This window comes from Serratia sp. CY32780 (assembly GCF_052169135.1).
GTDB classification, from domain to species: domain Bacteria; phylum Pseudomonadota; class Gammaproteobacteria; order Enterobacterales; family Enterobacteriaceae; genus Serratia; species Serratia sarumanii.
In genome coordinates this window covers 2,047,511-2,071,678 of the sequence record NZ_JBJNLI010000001.1, presented here as the reverse complement: position 1 = coordinate 2,071,678, position 24,168 = coordinate 2,047,511, and the positions used below count along the sequence as shown (strand labels likewise).

At 58.3% G+C, this 24,168-nt stretch carries 17 protein-coding genes; all 17 read left to right on the top strand.

Annotation, left to right across the window (positions count from 1 at the left end):
- The first annotated feature begins 338 nt into the window (after nucleotides 1–338).
- The 17 genes from ACJ8HH_RS10005 to narI all read left to right on the top strand — a co-directional run bounded on the left by ACJ8HH_RS10005 (nucleotide 339) and on the right by narI (nucleotide 24,033).
- A complete protein-coding gene (locus tag ACJ8HH_RS10005) occupies nucleotides 339–1,733 on the top strand; it encodes a NarK family nitrate/nitrite MFS transporter (protein ID WP_033647734.1) in 1,395 nt (464 codons plus the stop codon).
- Between the two features lie 771 nt (nucleotides 1,734–2,504).
- Nucleotides 2,505–3,404: a winged helix-turn-helix domain-containing protein gene (locus ACJ8HH_RS10000; protein ID WP_033647733.1), complete on the top strand. Its 900-nt coding sequence runs from the start codon at nucleotides 2,505–2,507 to the stop codon at nucleotides 3,402–3,404.
- A gap of 180 nt (nucleotides 3,405–3,584) precedes the next feature.
- Nucleotides 3,585–4,547 (top strand): NAD-dependent epimerase/dehydratase family protein, encoded by a 963-nt coding sequence (locus tag ACJ8HH_RS09995; protein ID WP_033634936.1) that lies wholly within the window; start codon nucleotides 3,585–3,587, stop codon nucleotides 4,545–4,547.
- A gap of 174 nt (nucleotides 4,548–4,721) precedes the next feature.
- Nucleotides 4,722–5,771, top strand: coding sequence for a UDP-N-acetylglucosamine--undecaprenyl-phosphate N-acetylglucosaminephosphotransferase (wecA, locus tag ACJ8HH_RS09990; RefSeq protein WP_033647732.1), 1,050 nt, complete (start codon nucleotides 4,722–4,724; stop codon nucleotides 5,769–5,771).
- Nucleotides 5,772–5,816: 45 nt separating this feature from the next.
- Nucleotides 5,817–6,950, top strand: a complete 1,134-nt coding sequence (locus ACJ8HH_RS09985; RefSeq protein WP_164134354.1) for a polysaccharide export protein — start codon at nucleotides 5,817–5,819, stop codon at nucleotides 6,948–6,950.
- Nucleotides 6,951–6,977: 27 nt separating this feature from the next.
- Nucleotides 6,978–9,158, top strand: a complete 2,181-nt coding sequence (locus tag ACJ8HH_RS09980) for a polysaccharide biosynthesis tyrosine autokinase (RefSeq protein WP_197766227.1) — start codon at nucleotides 6,978–6,980, stop codon at nucleotides 9,156–9,158.
- A gap of 4 nt (nucleotides 9,159–9,162) precedes the next feature.
- Nucleotides 9,163–10,461, top strand: a complete 1,299-nt coding sequence (locus tag ACJ8HH_RS09975) for an oligosaccharide flippase family protein (RefSeq protein ID WP_197766226.1) — start codon at nucleotides 9,163–9,165, stop codon at nucleotides 10,459–10,461.
- Complete coding sequence (locus tag ACJ8HH_RS09970) at nucleotides 10,442–11,290, top strand: ATP-grasp fold amidoligase family protein (RefSeq protein ID WP_033647726.1); 849 nt, start codon at nucleotides 10,442–10,444, stop codon at nucleotides 11,288–11,290. The genes ACJ8HH_RS09975 and ACJ8HH_RS09970 overlap by 20 nt, the downstream gene beginning before the upstream one ends.
- A 6-nt stretch (nucleotides 11,291–11,296) precedes the next feature.
- Nucleotides 11,297–12,451: a hypothetical protein gene (locus tag ACJ8HH_RS09965; protein WP_033647724.1), complete on the top strand. Its 1,155-nt coding sequence runs from the start codon at nucleotides 11,297–11,299 to the stop codon at nucleotides 12,449–12,451.
- Nucleotides 12,452–12,454: 3 nt separating this feature from the next.
- Nucleotides 12,455–13,360 (top strand): glycosyltransferase family 2 protein, encoded by a 906-nt coding sequence (locus ACJ8HH_RS09960; RefSeq protein WP_033647723.1) that lies wholly within the window; start codon nucleotides 12,455–12,457, stop codon nucleotides 13,358–13,360.
- 1 nt (nucleotide 13,361) lies between these two features.
- On the top strand, nucleotides 13,362–14,417 hold the full coding sequence (locus ACJ8HH_RS09955; protein ID WP_060425868.1) for a glycosyltransferase family 4 protein: 1,056 nt from the start codon (nucleotides 13,362–13,364) through the stop codon (nucleotides 14,415–14,417).
- A 7-nt stretch (nucleotides 14,418–14,424) separates the two neighbouring features.
- Nucleotides 14,425–15,168 carry a glycosyltransferase family 2 protein gene (locus tag ACJ8HH_RS09950; protein ID WP_197766225.1) on the top strand — a complete coding sequence of 248 codons (744 nt, stop codon included), beginning with the start codon at nucleotides 14,425–14,427 and terminating at the stop codon, nucleotides 15,166–15,168.
- A gap of 11 nt (nucleotides 15,169–15,179) precedes the next feature.
- Nucleotides 15,180–17,039: a carbohydrate-binding protein CenC gene (locus ACJ8HH_RS09945; RefSeq protein ID WP_197766241.1), complete on the top strand. Its 1,860-nt coding sequence runs from the start codon at nucleotides 15,180–15,182 to the stop codon at nucleotides 17,037–17,039.
- A 292-nt stretch (nucleotides 17,040–17,331) separates the two neighbouring features.
- Nucleotides 17,332–21,093 carry a nitrate reductase subunit alpha gene (locus ACJ8HH_RS09940; protein WP_039565594.1) on the top strand — a complete coding sequence of 1,254 codons (3,762 nt, stop codon included), beginning with the start codon at nucleotides 17,332–17,334 and terminating at the stop codon, nucleotides 21,091–21,093.
- On the top strand, nucleotides 21,090–22,634 hold the full coding sequence (gene narH, locus ACJ8HH_RS09935) for a nitrate reductase subunit beta (protein WP_049234802.1): 1,545 nt from the start codon (nucleotides 21,090–21,092) through the stop codon (nucleotides 22,632–22,634). The genes ACJ8HH_RS09940 and narH overlap by 4 nt, the downstream gene beginning before the upstream one ends.
- Complete coding sequence (gene narJ / locus ACJ8HH_RS09930; RefSeq protein ID WP_033647718.1) at nucleotides 22,631–23,353, top strand: nitrate reductase molybdenum cofactor assembly chaperone; 723 nt, start codon at nucleotides 22,631–22,633, stop codon at nucleotides 23,351–23,353. The genes narH and narJ overlap by 4 nt, the downstream gene beginning before the upstream one ends.
- Before the next feature lie 2 nt (nucleotides 23,354–23,355).
- The gene (gene narI, locus ACJ8HH_RS09925; RefSeq protein WP_039565601.1) at nucleotides 23,356–24,033 is read left to right on the top strand and encodes a respiratory nitrate reductase subunit gamma; all 678 of its coding nucleotides are present in this window, start codon (nucleotides 23,356–23,358) and stop codon (nucleotides 24,031–24,033) included.
- The last annotated feature ends 135 nt before the right edge of the window (nucleotides 24,034–24,168 follow it).

The following is a 24,168-nucleotide window of genomic DNA, read 5'->3' as shown; positions in this document are numbered from 1 at the left end:
CTGGCATTTGGCGCCGCTGAAACTCAGGGGGAGAGGCGGCGACGGGGTAAACAAGTAACGATTCAGCCGTATTTTTGATTATCCCTGAGCATAACCCCATACCTCGAATGAAGTACCCATTAGTTTCCGGCGGGACGGCGCAGCGGTGAGAGTAGCGGCGTGATGTTTTCTAATGCGTTGATTTAAAGTGATTTGATTTTTATTTTGGGCGTACCCCTAAGGGGATGAAGGCGCTATTTGCGCCGCCAACTACTTGCATTCGGGTTGATATACATCAACTTTGCCGCCGGGGCCGCCCCCTAGGGTGTGCAGAATGATCCCCCGTGTCTGAGGTTTTTATGTCGCAACTTGCAACGCCTTCATCAAAGAAAACCGGTGCGCTGATTCAGGACTGGCGTCCTGAAGACAGCGCCTTTTGGCAGCAGCGTGGCCATCGCATCGCCACCCGCAACCTGTGGATTTCCATTCCCTGCCTGCTGCTGGCCTTCTGCGTCTGGATGCTGTTCAGCGCCGTCGCGGTCAACCTGAACAAGGTGGGCTTCAACTTCACCACCGACCAGCTGTTCCTCCTGACGGCGCTGCCGTCGGTGTCGGGTGCTATTTTACGCGTGCCGTATTCATTCGTGATCCCGCTGTTTGGCGGCCGTCGCTGGACCGCCATCAGCACCTGCTTCCTGCTGGTGCCGTGCTTGTGGCTGGGGTTCGCGGTGCAAGACAGCAGCACGCCGTACAGCGTGTTCGTCATCATTTCCCTGCTGTGCGGCTTCGCCGGCGCCAACTTTGCCTCCAGCATGGCCAACATCAGCTTCTTCTTCCCGAAAGCGCGCCAGGGCGGCGCGTTAGGGCTCAACGGCGGGTTGGGAAATCTGGGCGTCAGCGTCATGCAGCTGGTCGCGCCGCTGGCGATTTCTTTCAGCCTGTTCGGCCTGTTTGGCGGCACGGCGCAAAATCAGGCGGAGGGGGGGCAGCTGTGGCTGGAAAACGCCGCCTGGGTCTGGGTGCCTTTCCTGCTGGTCGCCACCCTGGCGGCTTGGTTCGGCATGAACGATCTGGCGGCGGCCAAAGCCTCGTTGCGCCAGCAACTGCCGGTGCTCAAGCGTGGGCATTTGTGGATGCTGAGTTTGCTGTATCTCGCGACCTTCGGTTCTTTCATCGGTTTCTCCGCCGGTTTTGCCATGCTGTCGAAGACACAATTCCCGGACATCGTGATCCTGCATTACGCATTCTTCGGGCCGTTCCTCGGTGCGCTGGCGCGGCCGGTCGGCGGCGCGCTGTCTGACCGTTTCGGCGGCGTGCGGGTGACGCTGATCAACTTTGTGGTGATGGCCGTATTCGCCGCGCTGCTGTTCCTGACCTTGCCGACGGCGGGTGAGGGCGGTTCGTTCATCGCCTTCTACGGCATCTTTATGGTGCTGTTCCTCACTGCGGGGCTGGGCAGCGGGTCGACTTTCCAAATGATCGCCGTCATTTTCCGTAAAATCACTGTCGATCGCGTGAAAGCGGCCGGCGGCAGCGACGAGAGCGCGCAGCGTGAAGCGGTGACGGACTCCGCCGCCGCATTGGGCTTTATCTCGGCGATCGGCGCCGCCGGCGGCTTCTTCATTCCCCAGGCATTCGGCACCTCGCTGGCGTTGACCGGTTCGCCGGCGGGAGCTATGAAAGTATTCCTGGTGTTCTATATCTTGTGCGTGGTGATCACCTGGGCGGTGTATGGCCGCAAGAAAAAAGCCTGAGTATCAAACGTCTTTCTCAATCCCTCCCGGCAGGGGAGGGATATTTCGCTCATTCCGAGTCATCTCTCCTCGCCTCCTCAGTGAAATTTTCTGTCTTTAGGTAAAATTCTCATCTCCGCTTGCCGTTTTTTTCTTTTTTTATAGCACTATCTCTCAATGTGGGAATATTTTCGCCAAAACGGATTATATTATTTGTACGTTTTTTCCGTTTTATTGAGAGTATTCTTACATTAAGGTGTTAATATCTTTCCGCAGATTAAATGAAATTTCCGGGACGGTAAGGCATAATTAGTGCGATTGTTATAAAATCAGTAATAGGGTTTTGTCATAGATGCTGCACGCACTGAGTGGAATGTGTAACGGGGTTAAATCAGATAACTCTCATTCTGTTTTTTCCGGCTTTTTGTAGTCTATCTGACAATCAGATTAGGTGGAAAAACACAATGAATTCACGGATAAGAATGAAATTTCACAATTTTATTCGATTAACAATCTAACAACACCGCTAGTTTTTCCTTTTTAAATCAATGAGGTGGCCATTTGAATTTTACGGTAGCCATGAAAGAAATCCATGTTGCCAGCAGGGAAAAAGAGTCATTTGGGTAAACGGAACATCCTTAATAAGGCCTAATGTAAAAAATGAAATCAGAAAATTTTTATAAAGGCCAATATCCGATGAATGCAACCTGTTGAGTTTACATTTAATTTCTTGAACATTTTTTGATATTTCTATACAAAGTGTGCAGGACAGGCACGCTAAGGAAATTAAAAGTGAATCTTGATAAAAGAATAAAGATTAGGAATCTCGATGTTCTGACTCCTGCCGGGGAGAAATTTCGTCTGCGTTGGAAGGAGTATCAAATTCTTTCGCTGCTTGTCGCCAGATCGCCAGAGCTGGTTACCCGAACGGAAATTATAGAAAATATCTGGAAAGGAACTTACTGCTCAGATTCAACGATAAATCAAACAATTAAATCTATTCGCCAAAAAATTAGCGACACGGAACATACGCTTATCAGAACCATTCCCCGTTTGGGTTACAAGGTGGAAAATCAATCGGCTTTTCACTTTATATCCGAGGATGAGGGCTACGCTGATGATGATATATTAAATGGCGATGAAAATATTGGCGTTGATATTCAAGCGGAACTTTCTGAAAATGAAAGTGAGTCGTCTGAAACAAACGATGAAAAAATAGATAAGCCGCGTAAATCGACGCTGGTGGCTGCGCCTGTTGCAACGGTAGAGTCAGCCCACGAACCCACGCGTGAAAAAAAGTCGACGACGGTGCGGCGTTTTTTCAGCATGCCCGCCAGCCGCGTAGTGAAATACCTGACGGTATTCGCTTCGTTGCTGGTTATTTCACATTTTTCATATGTGCTCGGCAACCAAACTCGTCCACCGGTAATCAATGATATTCAGAACAACACGCGCGTGGTGTTGACGCTGACGCTGAATAATCCCCATACCAACAGCCCGCAAACCCTGCTCTGCCTGTACCAGGGCGAGAGCATGGAGCAGGCGACCATCGAATGTGTCGACCCCAAGCAAGGGCAGCTTAAGTTGCCGGTAAAATATGAGACTTCTTCTACGCCGGGTAAAGGTCGGATTAATCTCATATTGCCGAACAAAACCTTGCAATATCAAGTTGCTTACGATGTTAAAAATTAGCGCTGAATGAGGTTTTATCTTTAGCGATAATTTTACATTTGATGAAATCTTTTATTTCATTATTTGTTATTTGAAAGCCAGGTTCGATTTGTCCAGTCTGGAACTCATTACCTAACGCATATTAGCGTCCTGTTTCCATCGAGGTGACAGGAATAATGAGAACCTGCTGAGTGACAAATTATGGATAAGCGTAAAGTAGCTATTATCGGGGGTTCCGGTTTTATCGGAACACGCCTGGCAAAACGTCTCAGTGCGCGCGATGATCTGACGTTGGTCATCGTTGACAAGCAACCCAGCGCGCATTTTCCGGCGCTCTATCAGTATGGCGACGTGACACAGCCCCAGACCCTGCAAGAACCGCTGGCGGGCTGTGACGCCATCATTAATCTGGCGGCGGAGCATCAGGACAACGTCGATCCTATTTCGCTCTATTATCAGGTCAATGTCGAAGGCGCACGCCATGTCTGCATGACCGCCTCCGCCTTGAATATCCGCCAAATCATTTTCACTTCCTCGGTGGCCGTTTACGGGTTCGTCGAGCAGGAAACCGATGAAGGGGGACGTTTCGATCCCTTCAACCATTACGGCAAGTCCAAGCTCGAAGCGGAATACGTTTATGAAGCGTGGCGCAAGGCGGATAGCGCAAACAAATTGACCATCATCCGCCCGACGGTGGTATTCGGTGAAGGCAACCGGGGCAATGTGTATAACCTGTTTCGCCAGATCGCCAGCGGCCGATTCGTGATGATTGGCAGCGGCAATAATATGAAGTCGATGGCTTACGTTGAAAATATTGCCGCGCGGCTGGAACATGCGTTGGACCAGCAGTCAAGTTATCAGGTCAGCAACTACGTCGATAAACCGGACTTTACGATGAATCAATTGGTCGACGTTATTTCCTCCTCGCTGGGCAGAGAAAATAAGACGATTCGCATTCCTTATGTGGTGGGCATATGCGGGGCGACCGCATTGGATGTCGTGAGTAAAATAAGTCGTAAAAAATTCCCAATCAGCCGCGTCAGAGTGCAGAAATTCTGCGCCAGAACGCAATTTAAAAGTAATGTGCAAAATAATTTCGTGGCGCCGGTTGAACTTGATTCGGCAATCGAAAGAACCATTAAACATGAGTTTTCTGATAGATAACTTAACCGCACGCTGACGTTATTTACGTATTTCCGCCGACAAGCGGATAAATCTGTATTTTTCAGGATTAACTCATGCTGACTTATATCCTGGCCGGATCAATTTTGTTTTTGTTAATAGCGCATTGGGAGCTGTAACTCAAGGGCGGTAGCGTGCTTATTCGCTGGAGGAACGATGTTATATCAACTGAGCGTGATATTTGTGCTGGCGGTCGCCTGGGTGCTTATTGCCCGCCGGGCCGCCTTGACGGTGGGATTGGTGGATAAGCCCAATGCGCGCAAGCAACATCTGGGACATATTCCGCTGGTCGGCGGCATCGCCGTATACCTGACGCTGATGCTGATGACGCTGTGGCAACCCGCCTGGCTGCCCGACAGCACCGTCTATCTGCTGTGCATTACGGCGCTGGTGGTATTGGGCGTGCTGGATGACCGCTTTGATCTGCCCGTGGCGCCGCGCGTCATGGTGCAGGGAGGGATCGCGCTGGCGATGATGCTGGCGGCAGGGATGCAGCTTTCCTCATTGGGCTATGTCTGGGGGCATCAGGAAGTGATGCTCGGCTATGGCGCGTTGCTGCTTACGCCGCTGGCGGTATGGGGAGCGATCAACGCCTACAACATGGTGGATGGCATCGACGGGCAACTGGGCGCCTTGTCCTGCGTTACCTTCGTTGCATTGGCCATCGTGTTCGGATTGGGCGGCCGGGAAGATCTGGCGCTGTGGTGCCTGGGCCTGATCGCTGCGCTGGCGGCTTATCTGCTGTTCAACCTGAGCCTGTTCGGCGCGCGCAACAAGATCTTTATGGGGGACGCCGGCAGCATGGTGATCGGCTTCAGCGTGCTGTGGCTGGTGTTGCTGGCGACTCAGGGGCCGCAGGCGGTAATGCGCCCGGTCACCGCGCTGTGGCTGATCGCCATTCCGCTGATGGACATGGTGACCGTGATGGTGCGCCGCCTGTTGCGCCGCCAAAGCCCCTTCAAAGCGGGCCGCGATCATTTGCACCATATTCTGATGCGTCGCGGGCTCAATGCGCGCCAGGCGCTGGCGATGAGCACCATGCTGGCGGTGACGCTGGCCTGCGTCGGCATTTGCAGCGAAGTGCTGCAGCTGCAGGAAAGCCTGATGCTGGTGGCGTTTCTGTTTTGTTTCTGCGGTTATTTCGCCATGTTGCGCGAACCGCGTCAGGCGACGGTGTTCAGCGATAATCCGACCGTCGGCCGTTAATCCCCTCACGGGCTGCGGCAGCAGCCCGCTTATCACGGTACTTCCATGAATTTTCATTTGCCTCTTTTGATGCCGTTGGCCTTCACCTCCGCGTTGTTGAGCGGGTGTACGGTGGTCCCCGGCTCACATTTACCGACCAGCGGAAAAGCCATCGTCGTGCAGCAGGACGACGATTTCGATTTGAATGACCAGGTGCAGGTTTACCGCATGTCGCCGATGCTGCTGCAGAAAATGCGGCGCGTAGAACCGGTCGCCCGACCGAATCCGGCGCTGGATCAGCGGTTGCAGAACTATCAATACCGCATCGGCGTCGGCGACGTGTTGAACGTCACCGTCTGGGATCACCCGGAGTTGACCACGCCGGCCGGGCAGTACCGCAGCGCCAGCGATACCGGCAACTGGGTGCATGCAGATGGCACGATCTTTTATCCCTATATCGGGCGAGTGGCGGTGGTGGGCAAGACCGTCACCGAAGTGCGCAGCCTGATCGCCGGCCGTCTGGCGCAGTACGTGGAAAGCCCGCAGGTGGACGTCAGCATCGCCGCTTTTCGTTCGCAGAAGGCCTACGTGACCGGCGAAGTGAAAACCTCCGGCCAACAGGCGATCACCAACGTGCCGTTGACCATTCTGGACGCGATCAACGCCGCCGGCGGCCTGACGGACAACGCCGACTGGCGCAACGTGGTGCTGACCCATCAGGGCAAAGAGCGGGCTATTTCGCTGCAGGCGCTGATGCAGCGTGGCGACATCAGCCAGAACGCGCTGCTGCAGCCGGGCGACATCCTCTACATCCCGCGCAATGACGAATTGAAAGTGTTCGTGATGGGCGAGGTGGGCAAGCAAGCGACGCTGAAGATGGATCGCAGCGGCATGACCCTGACCGAAGCCCTCGGATCTTCCGAAGGGATCAGCCAGACGGTGGCGGATGCGACCGGGGTGTTCGTGATCCGGCCGAACGGCGGTAAAACGCCGCAGCGGCTGGCGACGCTGTATCAGTTCGATCTCTCCGACGCCAGCGCGCTGGCGATGGGCGCTGAATTTCAGCTGCAACCTTACGACGTCGTGTACGTCACTGCGGCGCCGATCGCGCGCTGGAACCGTTTGATCAGCCAGCTGGTGCCGACCATCAGCAGCTTTAACGATCTCAGCGAGGCTACCTTGCGCGTGCGCAACTGGTAACTCCGCAGGGTGAATAAGGAACAGAAGATGAAAAACAATGCGCTGTCCGTGATGGTGGCCGAACAAGATGAAAAGCTGGAGTGGGAGCGGCTGATCGGGCCGCTGTGGGATAACCGTTGGCGGATCGCCGTCGTGACCGGTTTGGCCGGCGTGCTGGGCGTCGCCTACGCCCTGTTGGCCACCCCGGTGTATCAGGCCACGGCGGTGGTGCAGGTGGAGAAGCAGCTGTCCGGCGATTCGCTGCTGCGTGAAACGCTGGACAGCACGATGGGGCAAAGCTCGGCGACGCAGGATGAGGTGACGCTGGCCAAGTCACGCTACGTGCTCGGCAAAACGGTGGACGCCCTCGGCCTGACGGTGCGCGTCAGCCCGGACTATTTCCCGGTGTTCGGCAAAGGCCTTGCCCGGTTGAGCGGTGAAAAGCCGCCGGTGCTGAACATCACCACGCTGACGACGCCGGCGGACATGCAGGGCGAAGCGCTGACGCTGACGGTGCGCGACGGGCAGCATTACGAATTGAGCCATGACGGCGACAAACTGTTCAGCGGCGTGGTCGGGCAGCCGGTGGCGCAGGGCGGTTGGAACATGACCGTCTCGGCGCTGGACGCGGCGCCGGGCGCCAGCTTTACCGTGGTCAAAGTCGCGCGTCAAGAAGCGGTGGACGATCTGCGCAAATACCTGGACGTGGTACCGAGCGGCAAGGACAGCGGCATCATGGCCTTTACGCTGCCGAGCGAAGATCCGCAGAGCGCCGAGGCTATGCTGAAGAACATCACCGACAACTACCTGCAACAGAACGTGGACCGCAAAACGGAAGAGGCGCAGCGCATGCTGGCGTTCCTGCAAGAGCAATTGCCGCAAACGCAAACCTCGTTGAACAATGCCGAAACCCAGCTCAATCAGTTCCGCCAGCAAAACGACTCGGTGGATCTGTCGCTGGAAGCCAAATCGGTGCTGGATACTCAGGTGCAGCTCGAAGCCCAGCTCAATGAGCTGACCTTCAAGGAAGCGGAGATCTCCAAGCTCTATACCCGCGCGCACCCGGCTTACCGGGCGCTGCTGGAAAAGCGCGCCACGCTGGAGGCGGAAAAGGCGCGGCTGGGTAAACAGGTGCAGACGCTGCCGAAAATGCAGCAGGAGATCCTGCGCCTCACCCGCGACGTGCAGGTGGATCAGCAGGTTTACATGCAGCTGATGAACAAGCAGCAGGAGCTGAGCATCAGCAAGGCCGGCACGGTGGGCAACGTTCGCATCATCGACGAAGCGGAAACCGCTATCCGGCCGATTAAGCCGCAGAAGATGCTGATCGTCTTGTTGGCGCTGCTGCTGGGGGCGGGAGGCGCCGCCTCGGTGGTGCTGCTGCGCGCGGCTTTCCATCGCGGCATCAATGATATCGATACCCTGGAGAAGCGGGGCATCAACGTCTACGCCACGGTGCCGCTGTCGCCGTGGCAGGTCAAGCGCAACCGCGAGCAGCGCCATTTGCTGCCCAAATCCGGCGGCCGGCGCTTGCCGATCCTGGCGGTGGCCGAACCGACGGATCTGTCGGTGGAAGCGATCCGCAGCCTGCGCACCAGCCTGCATTTCGCCATGATGGAGGCCAAAAACAACATTCTGATGGTCTCCGGCGCCAGCCCGGAAAGCGGCAAGAGCTTTACCAGCACCAACCTGGCGGTGGTGGTGGCGCAGGCCGGGCAGCGGGTGCTGTTGATCGACGCCGATATGCGCAAAGGCTTCCTGCACCGCTGGTTGGCGGATGATGGGCATCAGGGCCTGTCCGACATGCTGGTGGGCAACGTGACGGCGGAACAGGCGGTGCGGAAAACCGCCATCGCCAACCTGGACTTCGTGCCGCGCGGCCAGGTGCCGCCGAACCCGTCCGAACTGCTGATGCACCGCCGTTTCGCCGATTTTCTGCGCTGGGCCGGGCAAAACTACGATCTGGTGCTGATCGACACGCCGCCGATTCTGGCGGTGACGGACGCGGCGATCGTCGGCAATCACGCGGGCACCTCGCTGCTGGTGGTGCGCTTTGAGGTGAATACCGTCAAGCAGATCGAAACCAGCATGCGCCGCTTCGAACAGAATGGGGTGACGATCAAGGGCGTGATCCTCAACGGCATGGTGAAGAAGGCGGCAACCGACATGAGCTATTACAACTTCGCCTACCCAAGCCATCGGGAAGAACGCCCGCAGGCAGGGGAGTAAGCGGGTGAAGGCCATTATCACCAATGCCCTGTGGCTGATGCTCGAACGCGTTTCGCTCAGCCTGTCCGGCATCTTCGTCTCCATTTACGTTGCGCGCTATCTGGGGCCCGCGCAGTTTGGCGCGCTCAACTATCTGTTGGCGACGATCGCCATCGTGGTGCCACTGGTGCAGTTGGGCGCCGACAGCATCATTTTCAACCGCGTCGCCCGCCGACAGCCGAGCGGTATTCGCCTGATGCTGGCGTCAATACGCCTGCGCCGCCGGCTGTTCCTGGTGGTGGCGCTGCCGATACTGATATGGAGCTATTTCAGCCAAACGCCCGCCAGCCAACTGATGACGCTGTTGCTGCTTGTCAGCGCCTATTTCTCGATTCAGGACGTGTACAAGATTTATTACGATGCCCGCCTGCAGTCGAAACGCAATACGCTGATCAACAACCTGGCGCTGCTGCTGTCGATCGGGCTGCGGCTGGCGCTGGTGAGCGCCGCGCTGCCGCTGGTGTGGTTCGCGGTACCCTACATCCTCAGCAGCGCCGTGCCTTACCTGGTGCGCCTCTGGTTATTCCGTGGGGAAGCTGCGGCCTCGCCGCGGGTTACGCCGCGCCAGGCCAGGCGCTACGGCCGTTACTTGCTAAAGGTGGGGCTGCCGTTGGCCATCTCCAGCCTGTCGATAGTGATCTATACCCGCATCGATCAAATCATGCTGGGCAATCTGGTCGGCGAGCAGGCGGTAGGCTGGTTCAGCGCCGCCACCACCCTTAGCCAAGGCTGGGTTTTCGTGCCGATGGCGCTGATCACCTCGTTGATGCCGGGCATTGCCAGCTGCCGCGATCCGTTGGAGCAGGAGTACCGTATCCGGGTGCTTTATCTGGTGGTCCTGGGCCTGTCGTTGCCGGTGTTGCTGGGCCTGTGGTGGTTCGCCCACCCGGCCATTGCGCTGCTGTACGGCGCCGCTTTCCAACCGGCCGCCAGCATCCTGGCTATTTGTACGCTGACCTCGCTGTTTTCGGTCATGGGGACGGTTTCGTACCGCAGCATCGTGCTGTTCGCCGGCTATCGCTTTATTGCCATCAAGATGCCGTTGGTGGCTGTGGCGAACGTGGTGATGAATATGCTGCTGATCCCGCGCTATGGCCTGATCGGCGCGGCGGTGTCTACGCTGCTGGCGGAATTCATTTCGTTCTTCGTGCTGAACAGTTTATTCCGTGGCGGAAAAATTACCCGACTGCAGCTGACCTGTTTTTACTGCCTGCCGCGTCTTGTCAGCAAATTAAGGAGAGAGCATGTTAAACATCCTGGTTAAAAACATTTCCAAGCGCCTGCCCGATGCCTGGCACCATCAGGTTAAATACGCGCTCTATTTCAAGAAGCTGCCGCACCTGTCAAAACCGACCGGCTTCAGCGAAAAGATCATGCGCCGCAAAATTTACCCGCGCAGCATCTACACCACCTTGTCGGACAAGTTCAAGGTACGTGAATTTATCGCCGGTCTGTGGGGTGAGGAGTACCTGGTGGAGCTGTATGCGCATGGCACTGAACTCAGCTACGACATGTTCAGGCAATTGCCCAACGCCTTTGTGCTGAAGGCCAACCACGGCAGCGGTTATAACCGGTTGGTGTTCGACAAGCGGCAGGTTAGCTACGCAGAGTTGTACGATCTCAGCAACGCGTGGATGCGCAGCAACTTTTATGAGCAGAGTCGCGAAAAGCATTATCTGGATATTGAACCCTGCATCATGGTGGAGCGCATGTTGCTGGATGGCGAACAGGTGCCGAACGATATCAAGTTTCATTGTTTCAACGACAATCATGAAATTCGCATGTTCATCCAGGTGGATTATCAGCGTTTCGGCACCCATCGGCGCGATATTTTTGATGTCGACTGGAACCGCACCGAAATCCGTATCAGCCTGCCCAATGCCGACGAACCGATGCCGCGCCCTACGCGGCTGGATGAAATGATACGTTTGGCTCGCCAGACGGCGCAGCAGTTCTCTTATGTGCGCGTGGATTTCTACCAGGTCGGCGAGAAGGTGTATTTCGGTGAGTTGACGTTTACGCCTGGTGCGGGTCTAAGCAAGCTGATGCCGAAAAACATTGAGCAGGAATGGGGCAGTTATTTTACTGAGTAAACGCTTATGCAAAGAGTCGCCTCCAATTTTCAAATGCATGCCAATGCCGGTTATAATCAGTCGCGGGATTTGATCAATCAATCCATCGTATTGACCTTCCTGCTGATGTTTTTCGTGAAAACCTTCCTGACCTCGGGATCGTTCAACAGCGAGCTGATTAATAAAGCCGTGCTGGGGCTGAATGGCCTGATGTTGCTCTATGTCGGTTATGCATTTTTTATCGCTACGCTGGCGGAAAAGGCGGTTGCGGGTTTTTTGGTTCTGCTGTTTCTTATGAATATTGCCACCGGGCATGGTGATTATCTGTTTGGTGCGGTATTCAGCACGGCGGTGATAATTTTATTTCGTCGTATCGAAATGGGGCGTGGCGCTGAAATGTTTGCCATCACCTTTGTGGTGGCAGGGTTGCTGGTGGTTATTCCCTATACCTTTTACACTGATGGGTTTGTTTACCTTGATGAACGTTATGGCAACAGATTAACGCTGGGGTTCGATAACCCGAATACCCTGGCGTATTATTCTTTTGCCTTGTTCGCCACACTGCTGTGCCTGATCGACCATGCGAAATTAACACGTGGAATGAAAAATATCGCTTCGTTGGCGGTATCGGCGTTAATTCTCCCGGTGCTGATGTATTCCTATTCTCGCACCTGTTTTATGCTGGCGTTGTTGATGCTGCTGCTGTTTTGGCTGGCGCCGCTGCTGCGTGTCGCCCCCAACAGAAAAGTCTGCATCGCGCTGACGTTGGTCATTGTCGGCTTTCAATTCGCCAGCGTTATACGCTGGGGGAACAATCCGGCATTGGACGTGCTCTTGAACCAGGCGCTGACCGGCCGGATCTGGTTCTCCTGGCAGATGTTTCAGGCGGTGGGGCTACCCAATCCGCTGTTCGGCATGAATATAGAGCCGTATAAGCCAGTCGATTTCTTCTTCATCGCCATGTTTTATTCGGCCGGTGGCATCGCCTCTGTCGTCATGCTTTTTTGTTATTTTCACTTGTTGGGCAATATGCGCAGGCTGAGTCGATTCATGCGCTGGGTGGTGGTGGTTTTCCTGTTAACAACCTTGACGGAAACCTATTTTTTGGTCCCGGTATTTAACGTGTCGTTATTGTTGCTTTGCCGTGGAAAAGAAATAATAAATTCTAAGCTGGAGGGTTAAGAAATGGATTTCTCTATCGTGATCCCTATTTATAATAGTTCGCGTTACCTGCCTAAAACGCTGAAGCGAATTTTCAACGCTTGCCAAGGGTTCGACTATCAGGTGATTTTGGTTGATGATTGCTCTGACGAGGATGACATCAAATCTATCCGCCAGATAGCGGCGACAAATAGCAATGTTATGCTGCATGAGAAAAAACAGAAGAGCAATGCGGCGGTATCGCGCAACTTAGGCACCAAGTTAGCGCAATCGGAGATCGTGTTTTTCCTCGACTCCGATGATTACTTCACGACCAACTATATTATTCGCCGCATGAAGAAGCATGAAGATCGCCAGATTGACATTATCTTCGGCAACTATGCGGAGGTGAGCGGCGATTCGGTACGCGACTTCAACTTCCACTACAAATCCGGTTCTTCCGGCGAAGATTTTCTTTTTCTGGAAATGGGCGATATTCGGTCATCCACCATCAGCATGCGTAAAAAAAGCGATCGCCGCTTTTTATTTCCCGAGTTTCTCAACAAGCATCAGGATTGGGGTTTTCTGGTCAACGCCACCAACTTGGGCGCGCAAGTGGCGCATGACGCCGGCGGCGGGGTGTTTCTCGACGTGGGGCGCTACGGGCGCATGACGGCGAAGCTTAATCTGGAGGCCAGCGACCGCTTTATCAATACCTTCCTCAGCCCCAGCGATCGCCATATCAGCGGATTCGCCTGTAAGCATCTGCTGGCCTCGCTGTATTCGGAAAACGCCCAGGCGTTCAATTATTACTCGTCGCGCATCGTGCGGCACAGCCTGAGCGGCAAGTTCAAGATGATCAAATGGTATGGCGATTGTCTGGCGCGGTTGGGGTTGTTCTCGGTTGGCGGCCGGCTGCTGCGCAACGTGCGCCAGGGATTCAGGAGATGACATGCAACCACGCAAGATAATCATCGTTATCGAAAATATGGCGGGCAAGGGCGGTACTGAACGGGTCGCCAGCGGTTTGGCCAATGCGCTGGCGCGTTTGCCGGGTTACGAGGTCGCGGTGTTTTCGCTGTTTGGCGAGCGGAGCTTCTTTCCGCTGGCGAGCGACGTCCGGTTGCGCTGCGGCGGTGGCGATTCGCTGTTCTGGCCGTGGCGGCTGGCGTTCGCGCTGCGGCGTGAACGCGCGGACGTGATCATTACCGTTTCCATGGGGAAACTGTCGGTGGTGATGACGCCTTTCCTGCGTTTGTTTTGTGCCCGCAGCCGGCTGCTGTTGAGTGAGCACGTCAGCTTTCACCAGTATCCGCGCGTATTTAAGTGGCTGAAGTTGCTGGTTTACCGGCTGAGCGATCGCGTGATTTTCCTGACGCGGCAAGATAGCGACGCCATCGCTCGCTGGGTGGGGGCCGGGAAATGTCGGGTGATCGAGAACGTTTCGCCGTTCCGCGCACAGGCGCCGACGCCGGCGCTGCAGCAAAAGGTGGCGCTGGCGGTGGGGCGCTTGAGCAATCAGAAGGGCTTCGATCGTCTGATCGCGCTGTGGCGAGGGGTGGCGGCGCAGGTGCCGGATTGGCGGCTGCTGATTATTGGCGACGGCCCGGAGCGCGATGCGCTGCGGCGGCAGATTGAAGACGCCGGGCTGGCGCGGCAGGTGAGTCTGCTGCCGGCCACCGCCGACGTGGCGGACTATTATCGCCAGGCCAGCCTGTATTTGATGACCTCTCGCTATGAGGGATTGCCGATGGTGCTGATCGAAGCCATGAGTTTCGGCCTGCCGCTGGTGGCCTACGACTGCAAGACCGGCCCGGCCGAGTTGATAGACGACGGCGTCAACGGCTATCTGGTGCCCGATGACGACGCCGCCGCCTTCAGCGAAGGGGTGATCAAACTGATGCTCGATCCGGGTTTGCGCGCGCACTTTTCTGTCGCCGCGTTAGAGAAGTCTCGCCGTTTTTCTCCCGAACGTATTTATCCCCAGTGGCAACAGCTCACCGAGTGAGGACAAAATGGAAAAGATATCCGTAATCATGCCGGCCTACAATGCCGCGAACTCTATCAAAGAGTCGATTCTAGGCGTGCTGAACCAGCGATTTACCGATTATCACCTGTATGTGATCGATGATGCGTCCACCGACGATACTGCCGAGGTGGTGCGGCCGTTTATCCACGATCGCCTCACCTATATACGCAATGAGCATAATCAGGGCGTGGCGGAAACGCGCAACATCGGCATTGAGGCGGCGAACGGCGACTACATCGCCTTTTGCGACAGCGATGACGTATGGCTCCCCAACAAGCTGTCGCGCCAGGTGAGCATTTTGCAAACCCGCCGCTACGACGTGGTGTGTTCCCATTACTACACCTTCGAAGACGACCTGAAATTGATCAAAAACACCCGTGGCGCGGAAGAGCTTATCGGCTATCAGGACATGTTGAAAAGCAACTGGATCGGCAATCTCACCGGCATCTACAACCAAAAGCGCATCGGTAAGGTGTATCAGCAAAAAGTGGGCCATGAGGACTATTTGATGTGGCTGGCGGTGCTGCAGAAGGCGCGTAACGGCCTGGCCTACTGCATTCCCGAACCGCTGGCCTGTTATCGATTGTCTACCCATTCGCTGTCGGGCAACAAAATCCGCGCCGCGGACTGGCAATGGCGGATTTACCGTCAGCATTTGGGGCTGTCTTATCAGAAATCCTGCTATCTGTTCGCCACCTATCTGTTCAATGCCGTGGTGAAAAGGAAATGACCATGAGGGGGATGTATCAGAGGGTGGTTCTGGGCTGTTGCGCCTTGTGGGGCGCTTCGGCTCTGGCGCAGAGCTGCCAACCCAATCTGTTGGCCAACCCCGGCTTTGAGCAGGGTCTCGGCGGCTGGCGAGCGCAGGGCGCGCAGGCCGACGGCGATACGCACAGCGGCAATGGCAGTTTGCGCTATGACAATGCAGATGCCGCGCAGTACCGCACCTTCAACCAGGCGCTGCAGGTTGCGCCCGGACAGACGATCGATTTTGGCGTCTGGCTCAAGACCCGCGGCGTACGCGGGCAAAGCCGCGACGGCGGCGCCGGGGTTTATCTGCAGAGCTTTGATGCGCAGGGGCGCTTTCTGGAAGGCAGCTATCCGGCTGGGGTGACCGGCGACAGCGGCTGGCGGCAGGTGAACGCCAGCTATACCGTGCCGCCGCAGGCGGCGCGAATCACGTTTGGCGTTTATCTGCGCAAGGGGAGCACCGGTACCGCCTGGTTTGACGACGCCTATGCGTGTGCTCGAGCGCCTACGCCGGCGTTGTATCAGCTCGGCGCGTCGGCGCAGGGGAAGGTTGACACGCTGGTCGTCACTTCGCAGCCGCAGCGTTTGCAGGTCGACAGCGAATTGCTCAATGCCGAGGGGCAGGTTGTTCACCGTAGCCGCGACCGTTATCAGGTTGAAGGGCAGCGCCGTATCGAATACCAACCGCCGGCCGGCCTGGCCCAGGGCGAATACCGCCTGCGTCAGCAGGTCACCGGGCAGCAATCCCGGCCGGCACCGGACAGCGAGCTGTCTTTTCGCGTCGGGCAGCCTGCGGCCAAAGTGGCGATCGACAGCGAAGGCTTTACCCTGCGCGACGGTCAACGGCTTTTCCCGTTGGGTATTTACGCCAACGTGGCGACCGATGAGCATTTGGCGCGCATCGCATCGGCGGGATTCAACACGGTGCTGAATTATGATTATGGGGAGAAGAAAGACCCTTACGCCTTTTTCCGCAACGCACGCCAGCGCGGGCTGCTGGTCATTTACTCTGTCAAAGATCAGTACCGCGGCAGCCGCTTCGCGCCGGCCGTGCGCGGCGGCGATTATGCGGCGCTGACGGCCTGGTACGTGCAGCGCTTGCGCTCTCAGCCCAACCTGCTCGCCTGGTACATCAACGATGAGCTGGGGCCGGAATATCTCGATAAGATCGAGGAAAAAAACCTGCAAATAAAGCGGCTTGACGGCGATCATCCTACCTTCCAGGTGTTGAACAAAACCGGGGAGTTGGACGCTCACTTCAACAGCAGCGACATTTTGGCGACCGACCCTTACCCGGTGGGGAACGATCGCGATCTGACGCGCACCACGCGTTATACCGAACTGACGGTGCAGGCCGCCCGCCAGGCGCGCGGGGCCTGGGTGGTGATGCAAATCATGGATCATGCCGCTTATGACGCCCGCCGCAAGCCACATCCGCCGTCAGAGGCGGAAATCCGCAATCAGGCCTGGCAGGCGCTGATCGGCGGCGCCAAGGGGCTGTTGTTTTATTCTTATACCGATCTGTTTTACAAGCGCAAAACCGGCCGCTTCGACCAACGGGAGTTTGACGCCACCTGGCGCGGTGTGGCCGCCGTGTCGCAGCAAATCGCCGCCTTCACCCCTTATCTGCTGACGGGAAAATCGACGCCGCTGGCGGGAAGCAACCCTCAAATGCCGGCGCGGATGTTTGTTCTGGGCGATCGCGCCTTGCTGCTGGTAGCCAACCCTTACTATCGAGAGGAAAGCACCCGATTGCGCCTTCCGGCGAGCTGGCGGCAGCAGGAAGGGGGGGCGGAGATCCAGCTGGCGTTGCCCGCCGTGGGCACCGCGACGCTGTGGCTTCAACGCTGAAAGCGTCGAGTTAGCGTTACGCGGGAGGTTTCTCCCGCGTCCTACCCCCAAATACCCCATCTTGCCTCTCGCCCGTCAGCCTCTGTCTTCCACTCCTGATTTATTCATTTAAATTCAACATATTAATCTCGTTTGTCGCACCTATACTTTGGTGGTATTTCTCACCCGGCGCGTGTATCGCCTCCCGCTTTCTCTTGATCGCAATCAATTTGCCGCCGATTGGCCGTCAGTAGGCTGGCGGCAGATTGAGCATGTCTTCTTATAACGACAAGAGCCTTCAGGAGCATTCCGGATGAGCAAATTTTTAGACCGTTTCCGCTATTTCAAGCAGTTGGCGGAGCCTTTTTCTGGCGATCACGGCCAGACCTTGAACACCAACCGCGACTGGGAAGACGGCTACCGCAGCCGTTGGCAGCACGACAAAGTGGTACGTTCCACCCACGGCGTGAACTGCACCGGTTCCTGCAGTTGGAAGATCTACGTGAAGAATGGCCTGGTGACCTGGGAAACCCAGCAAACCGACTACCCGCGCACCCGCCCCGATCTGCCCAACCATGAACCGCGCGGCTGCCCGCGCGGCGCCAGCTACTCCTGGTACCTGTACAGCGCCAACCGGCTGAAATACCCGCTGATGCGCAAGCGTCTGCTCAAGCTGTGGCGCGAGGCGAAAGCGCAGCACAGCGATCCGGTCGCGGCCTGGGGCTCTATCGTCGGCGATGCGGAAAAAGCCAAAAGCTACAAGGTGGCGCGCGGCCGCGGCGGTTTCGTCCGCTCCAGCTGGCAGGAGGTCAATGAACTGATCGCCGCCGCCAACGTCTATACCGCCAAAACCTTCGGCCCGGACCGTATCATCGGCTTCTCGCCGATCCCGGCGATGTCGATGGTGTCCTACGCCGCCGGCGCCCGCTACCTGTCGCTGATCGGCGGCGCCTGCCTGAGCTTCTACGACTGGTATTGCGATCTGCCGCCGGCCTCGCCGATGACCTGGGGCGAGCAGACCGACGTGCCGGAATCCGCCGACTGGTACAACTCCTCCTACATTATCGCCTGGGGCTCCAACGTGCCGCAGACGCGCACCCCGGACGCCCACTTCTTTACCGAAGTACGTTATAAGGGCACCAAAACCGTGGCGGTGACGCCGGACTATGCCGAAGTCGCCAAGCTGTGCGACCACTGGCTGAATCCGAAGCAGGGCACCGACAGCGCGATGGCGCTGGCGATGGGCCACGTAATGCTGAAAGAGTTCCATCTCGATCGCGAAGTCGGCTACTTCCGCGACTACGTGCGCCGCTATACCGACATGCCGATGCTGGTGCTGCTGGAAGCGCGTGAAGGCGGCCATTACGCCGCCGGCCGCCTGCTGCGCGCCGCCGATTTGGTGGACGGACTGGGCCAGGAAAACAACCCCGAGTGGAAAACCGTCGCTATCGACAGCCGCAGCGGCGATCTGGTGGCGCCGCAGGGCTCCATCGGCTTCCGCTGGGGCGAGAAGGGCAAGTGGAACCTGGAACAGCGCGAGGGCAAGTCGCAACAGGAAGTCGAGCTGCAGCTCAGCCTGTTGGGCATGCATGACGACGTTGCCGAGGTGGGCTTCCCGTACTTCGGCGGCGCCGACAGTGAGCATTTCAACAGCGTGGCGCTGGACGAGATCCTGCTGCACAAGCTGCCGGTGAAGCGCCTGCAGCTGGCGGACGGCAGCGAAGCGCTGGTGACCAGCGTGTACGACCTGACGCTTGCCAACTACGGCCTCGAGCGCGGGCTGGGCGACGCCAACTGCGCCGCCGACTATGACGAGGTCAAGGCCTACAGCCCGGCCTGGGCAGAACAGATCACCGGCGTGTCGCGCCACAACATTATTCGCATTGCCCGCGAGTTCGCGGAAAACGCCGAGAAGACCCACGGCCGTTCGATGATCATCGTCGGCGCCGGCGTCAACCACTGGTACCACATGGACATGACCTACCGCGGCCTGATCAATATGCTGATCTTCTGCGGTTGCGTCGGCCAGAGCGGCGGCGGCTGGGCGCACTACGTCGGCCAGGAAAAACTGCGGCCGCAAACCGGCTGGCTGCCGCTGGCGTTCGGCCTCGATTGGCAGCGCCCGCCGCGCCACATGAACAGCACCTCGTTCTTCTACAACCATTCCAGCCAATGGCGCTATGAAACCGTCGGCACCGACGAGCTGCTGTCGCCGCTGGCGGACAAATCGCGCTTCGGCGGCAGCCTGATCGACTTCAACGTGCGCGCCGAGCGCATGGGCTGGCTGCCGTCGGCGCCGCAGTTGGGCACCAACCCGCTGCGCCTGGCGGAGCAGGCCCGCGCAGCGGGCCAATCGCCGGTCGAGTTCACCGTCGACAGCCTGAAGAACGGCACGCTGGGCTTCGCCGCCGAGCAGCCGGACAATCCGCAGAACTTCCCGCGCAACCTGTTCGTCTGGCGCTCCAACCTGCTGGGCTCCTCCGGCAAGGGCCATGAGTACATGCTCAAATACCTGTTGGGCACCGAAAATGGCATTCAGGGGAAAGATCTCGGCCAGCAGGGCGGCGTGATGCCGCAGGAAGTGGAATGGCGCGAGCAGGGCGGCGAAGGCAAGCTGGATTTGGTGGTGACGCTCGATTTCCGCATGTCGAGCACCTGCCTATACTCCGACGTGGTGTTGCCGACCGCCACCTGGTACGAAAAAGACGACATGAACACCTCCGACATGCACCCGTTCATCCATCCGCTGTCGGCGGCGGTCGATCCGGCCTGGGATTCGAAGAGCGACTGGGAGATCTACAAGGGCATCGCCAAGGCTTTCTCCGAGGTGTGCGTTGGCCATCTGGGCCAGGAAACCGACGTGGTGACCCTGCCTATCCAGCACGACTCCGCCGCCGAACTGGCGCAGCCTTACGGCGTGCAGGACTGGAAGAAAGGCGAGTGCGATCTGATCCCGGGCAAAACTGCGCCGCACATCATCGCGGTGGAACGCGATTACCCGGCCACCTACGAGCGCTTCACCTCGCTGGGGCCGCTGCTGGACAAACTGGGCAACGGCGGCAAGGGCATCAGCTGGAACACCCAAACCGAGGTCGACTTCCTCAAGCAGCTTAACTACGTCAAGGCCGACGGCCCGGCGGCGGGGCGGCCGAAGATTGAGAGCGCGATAGACGCGGCGGAAGTGATTCTGTCGCTGGCGCCGGAAACCAACGGCCAGGTGGCGGTAAAAGCCTGGGAGGCTCTGAGCAACGTCACCGGCCGCGATCACCGCCATCTGGCGCTGAACAAGGAAGACGAGAAAATTCGCTTCCGCGACATTCAGGCGCAGCCGCGCAAAATCATCTCCAGCCCGACCTGGTCAGGTCTGGAGGACGAACACGTATCCTACAACGCCTGCTACACCAACGTGCACGAGCTGATCCCGTGGCGTACCCTCAGCGGCCGTCAACAGCTGTATCAGGACCATGAGTGGATGCGCGCCTTCGGTGAAAGCCTGCTGGTATATCGGCCGCCGATCGACACCCGCGCCGCGCAGCCGCTGCTCAACAGCAAACCGAACGGCAACAAGGAGAAGGCGCTGAACTTCCTGACGCCGCACCAGAAGTGGGGCATTCACTCCACCTACAGCGACAACCTGTTGATGCTGACGCTGTCGCGCGGCGGCCCGATCGTCTGGCTGAGCGAAGACGACGCCAAAGATCTGGGCATCGCGGACAACGACTGGATCGAGGCCTTTAACGCCAACGGCGCGCTGACGGCGCGCGCGGTGGTCAGCCAGCGTATCCCGGCCGGCATGACCATGATGTACCACGCGCAGGAGCGCATCGTGAACCTGCCGGGCTCGGAGATCACCAGCCAGCGTGGCGGCATCCACAACTCGGTGACCCGCGCCTGTCCGAAGCCGACCCACATGATCGGCGGCTATGCGCAGCTGGCCTACGGCTTCAACTACTACGGCACCGTCGGCTCCAACCGCGACGAGTTCGTGGTGGTGCGCAAGATGAACCGCATTGATTGGTTGGATGACGAAGGCAACGACTACGCGCAGGGCAGTCAGCAGGAGAACAGCAAATGAAAATTCGTTCGCAAGTCGGCATGGTGCTGAATCTGGACAAGTGCATCGGTTGCCACACCTGTTCGGTCACCTGCAAGAACGTCTGGACCAGCCGTGAAGGTATGGAATACGCCTGGTTCAATAACGTGGAAAGCAAGCCCGGCGTCGGGTATCCGCACGCCTGGGAAGATCAGGAAAAATGGAAGGGCGGCTGGATACGTAAAATCAACGGCAAGCTGGAGCCGCGTATGGGCAACCGTGTCGGCGTGCTGGCGAAAATCTTCGCCAACCCGGACGTGCCGGCGCTGGACGACTACTACGAGCCGTTCGATTACGACTACCAGCATCTGCACACCGCCAAACAGGGCAAGCACCAGCCGGTGGCCCGCCCGCGCTCGCTGATCACCGGCCAGCGCATGAACAAGATCGAAAGCGGCCCGAACTGGGAGGAGATCCTCGGCGGGGAGTTCGAAAAACGCTCGCAGGACAAGAATTTCGACAACCTGCAGAAGGCGATGTACGGCCAGTTCGAAAACACCTTCATGATGTACCTGCCGCGCCTGTGCGAGCACTGCCTCAACCCGGCCTGCGTCGCCACCTGCCCGAGCGGGGCGATCTACAAGCGCGGCGAAGACGGTATTGTGCTGATCGACCAGGACAAGTGCCGCGGCTGGCGCATGTGCCTGACCGGCTGTCCGTACAAGAAAATCTACTTCAACTGGAAGAGCGGCAAGTCCGAGAAGTGCATCTTCTGCTACCCGCGCATCGAAGCTGGGCAGCCGACGGTGTGTTCGGAGACCTGCGTGGGCCGCATTCGCTACCTCGGCGTGCTGCTGTACGACGCCGACCGCATCGAGCAGGCGGCGGCGGTGGAGAACGACAAGGATCTGTATCAGAGCCAGCTCGACATCTTCCTCGATCCGCATGACCCGAAGGTGATTGCTCAGGCGCTGGCGGACGGCGTGCCGCAGGGGGTCATTGAAGCTGCCCAGCAGTCGCCGGTGTACAAAATGGCGATGGACTGGAAGCTGGCGCTGCCGCTGCACCCGGAATACCGCACGCTGCCGATGGTCTGGTACGTGCCGCCGTTGTCGCCGATTCAGTCCGCCGCCGACGCCGGCGAGCTGGCGCACAGCGGCGTGCTGCCGGACGTCGAGAGCCTGCGCATTCCGGTGCAGTATCTGGCGAACCTGCTGACCGCCGGCGATACCGAACCGGTGCTGCTGGCGCTGAAGCGCATGCTGGCGATGCGCCACTACAAGCGGGCGGAAACCGTCGACGGCGTGGTGGACACCAGCGCGCTGGAGCAGGTCGGGTTGAGCGAAGCGCAGGCGCGGGAGATGTATCGCTACCTGGCGATCGCCAACTATGAAGATCGCTTCGTGGTGCCGTCGAGCCACCGCGAGCTGGCGCGCGAAGCCTTCCCTGAAAGCAAAGGCTGCGGTTTCAGCTTCGGCGACGGCTGCCACGGCAGCGACGGCAAGTTCAATCTGTTCAACAGCCGCCGCATCGACGCCATCGACGTGACCGCGAAAACCGCGCGGCCGGAGGACGCCTCATGATCAGCCTGAAAGTGATCGCCCGCCTGCTGGATTACCCGGAGCAGGTCCTGTTTGACCATCAGCAAGCGCTGATTGAGGCGCTGGAGCCGGCCAGCGAGCTGGATCTGCACCACAGCGCGCAGCTGATTCTGTTTATCCGCCGCCTGTGCGCCCGCCCGCTGCTGGACGCGCAGGCCGACTATTGCGAGCTGTTCGATCGCGGCCGCGCCACCTCGCTGCTGCTGTTTGAGCACGTGCACGGCGAGTCGCGCGATCGCGGCCAGGCGATGGTCGATCTGATGGCGCAGTACCGTGCCGCCGGGCTGGAGATCGACAGCCGCGAGCTGCCGGATTTCCTGCCGCTGTATCTGGAGTATCTGGCCAGCCGCAGCGCGGCGCAGGCGCGGGAAGGGCTGCAGGACATCGCGCCGATCCTGGCGCTGCTGGGCGCGCGCCTGCAACAGCGAGAAAGCCCGTACGCGGTGCTGTTCGATCTGCTGCTATTGCTGTCCGGCAGCGAGGTGCAGGCCCAGACGCTGGAAACCCAGGTGGCGCAAGAGGCGCGCGACGATACGCCGCAGGCGCTGGATGCGGTGTGGGAAGAGGAGCAGGTCAAGTTTCTCGGCGAACAGGGCTGCGCCTCCGCACAGCAGACGGCGCACCAGCGGCGCTTCGCCGGCGCGGTGGCGCCACAGTATCTGGATCTGACGGATGCGTTAACCGGAACCAAAGGACGCTAATCATGCAATTTTTGAATCAGTTCTTCTTCGATATTTACCCTTATCTGGCCGGCGCGGTATTCCTGATTGGCAGCTGGTTGCGTTACGACTACGGGCAGTACAGCTGGCGCGCCGGCTCCAGCCAGATGCTGGATAAAAAGGGCATGCGGCTGGCGTCCAACCTGTTTCACATCGGCATTATCGGCATCTTCGCAGGCCACTTCCTCGGCATGCTGACGCCGCACTGGATGTATGAGGCCTTCCTGCCGATCGACGTGAAGCAGAAGCTGGCGATGATCGCCGGCGGCGCCTGCGGCCTGATGACGCTGATCGGCGGCGCGCTGCTGCTGAAGCGCCGGTTGACCAATCCGCGGGTGCGCGCCACCAGCAGCTTCGCCGACATCATGATCCTGACGTTGCTGGTGGTGCAGGTGTGCCTCGGCCTGCTGACCATTCCGTTCTCCGCCCAGCATATGGACGGCAGCGAAATGATGAAGCTGGTGGCCTGGGCGCAGGCGGTGGTGACGTTCCACGCCGGTGCCTCTACGCACCTGGAAGGGGTGGCGATTATCTTCAAGCTGCACATGGTGCTGGGCATGACGCTGTTCGTGCTGTTCCCGTTCTGCCGCCTGGTGCATATCTGGAGTGCGCCGGTAGAGTATCTGACCCGCCGTTACCAGCTGGTGCGCAACCGCCGCTGAGCCTGACCCCGCCGCCGCCGCCGATCGCCAGCGGCGGCGCTATTCCGATAATTCCCCTGCCGTCTGCCTATTCTCGCCGCCTTGTCGTAAACTAACTATCTCAGTCATGTTACGCTTATGCTTGCGCCGACGGAC

Bases quoted from the DNA above. Each gene is read 5' to 3' on its own strand.
- ACJ8HH_RS10005 (WP_033647734.1), top strand. From the start codon at position 339: ATGTCGCAACTTGCAACGCCTTCATCAAAGAAAACCGGTGCGCTGATT.
- ACJ8HH_RS09995 (WP_033634936.1), top strand. From the start codon at position 3,585: ATGGATAAGCGTAAAGTAGCTATTATCGGGGGTTCCGGTTTTATCGGA.
- wecA (WP_033647732.1), top strand. From the start codon at position 4,722: ATGTTATATCAACTGAGCGTGATATTTGTGCTGGCGGTCGCCTGGGTG.
- ACJ8HH_RS09985 (WP_164134354.1), top strand. From the start codon at position 5,817: ATGAATTTTCATTTGCCTCTTTTGATGCCGTTGGCCTTCACCTCCGCG.
- ACJ8HH_RS09980 (WP_197766227.1), top strand. From the start codon at position 6,978: ATGAAAAACAATGCGCTGTCCGTGATGGTGGCCGAACAAGATGAAAAG.
- ACJ8HH_RS09970 (WP_033647726.1), top strand. From the start codon at position 10,442: ATGTTAAACATCCTGGTTAAAAACATTTCCAAGCGCCTGCCCGATGCC.
- ACJ8HH_RS09965 (WP_033647724.1), top strand. From the start codon at position 11,297: ATGCAAAGAGTCGCCTCCAATTTTCAAATGCATGCCAATGCCGGTTAT.
- ACJ8HH_RS09960 (WP_033647723.1), top strand. From the start codon at position 12,455: ATGGATTTCTCTATCGTGATCCCTATTTATAATAGTTCGCGTTACCTG.
- ACJ8HH_RS09955 (WP_060425868.1), top strand. From the start codon at position 13,362: ATGCAACCACGCAAGATAATCATCGTTATCGAAAATATGGCGGGCAAG.
- ACJ8HH_RS09950 (WP_197766225.1), top strand. From the start codon at position 14,425: ATGGAAAAGATATCCGTAATCATGCCGGCCTACAATGCCGCGAACTCT.
- ACJ8HH_RS09945 (WP_197766241.1), top strand. From the start codon at position 15,180: ATGTATCAGAGGGTGGTTCTGGGCTGTTGCGCCTTGTGGGGCGCTTCG.
- ACJ8HH_RS09940 (WP_039565594.1), top strand. From the start codon at position 17,332: ATGAGCAAATTTTTAGACCGTTTCCGCTATTTCAAGCAGTTGGCGGAG.
- narH (WP_049234802.1), top strand. From the start codon at position 21,090: ATGAAAATTCGTTCGCAAGTCGGCATGGTGCTGAATCTGGACAAGTGC.
- narJ (WP_033647718.1), top strand. From the start codon at position 22,631: ATGATCAGCCTGAAAGTGATCGCCCGCCTGCTGGATTACCCGGAGCAG.
- narI (WP_039565601.1), top strand. From the start codon at position 23,356: ATGCAATTTTTGAATCAGTTCTTCTTCGATATTTACCCTTATCTGGCC.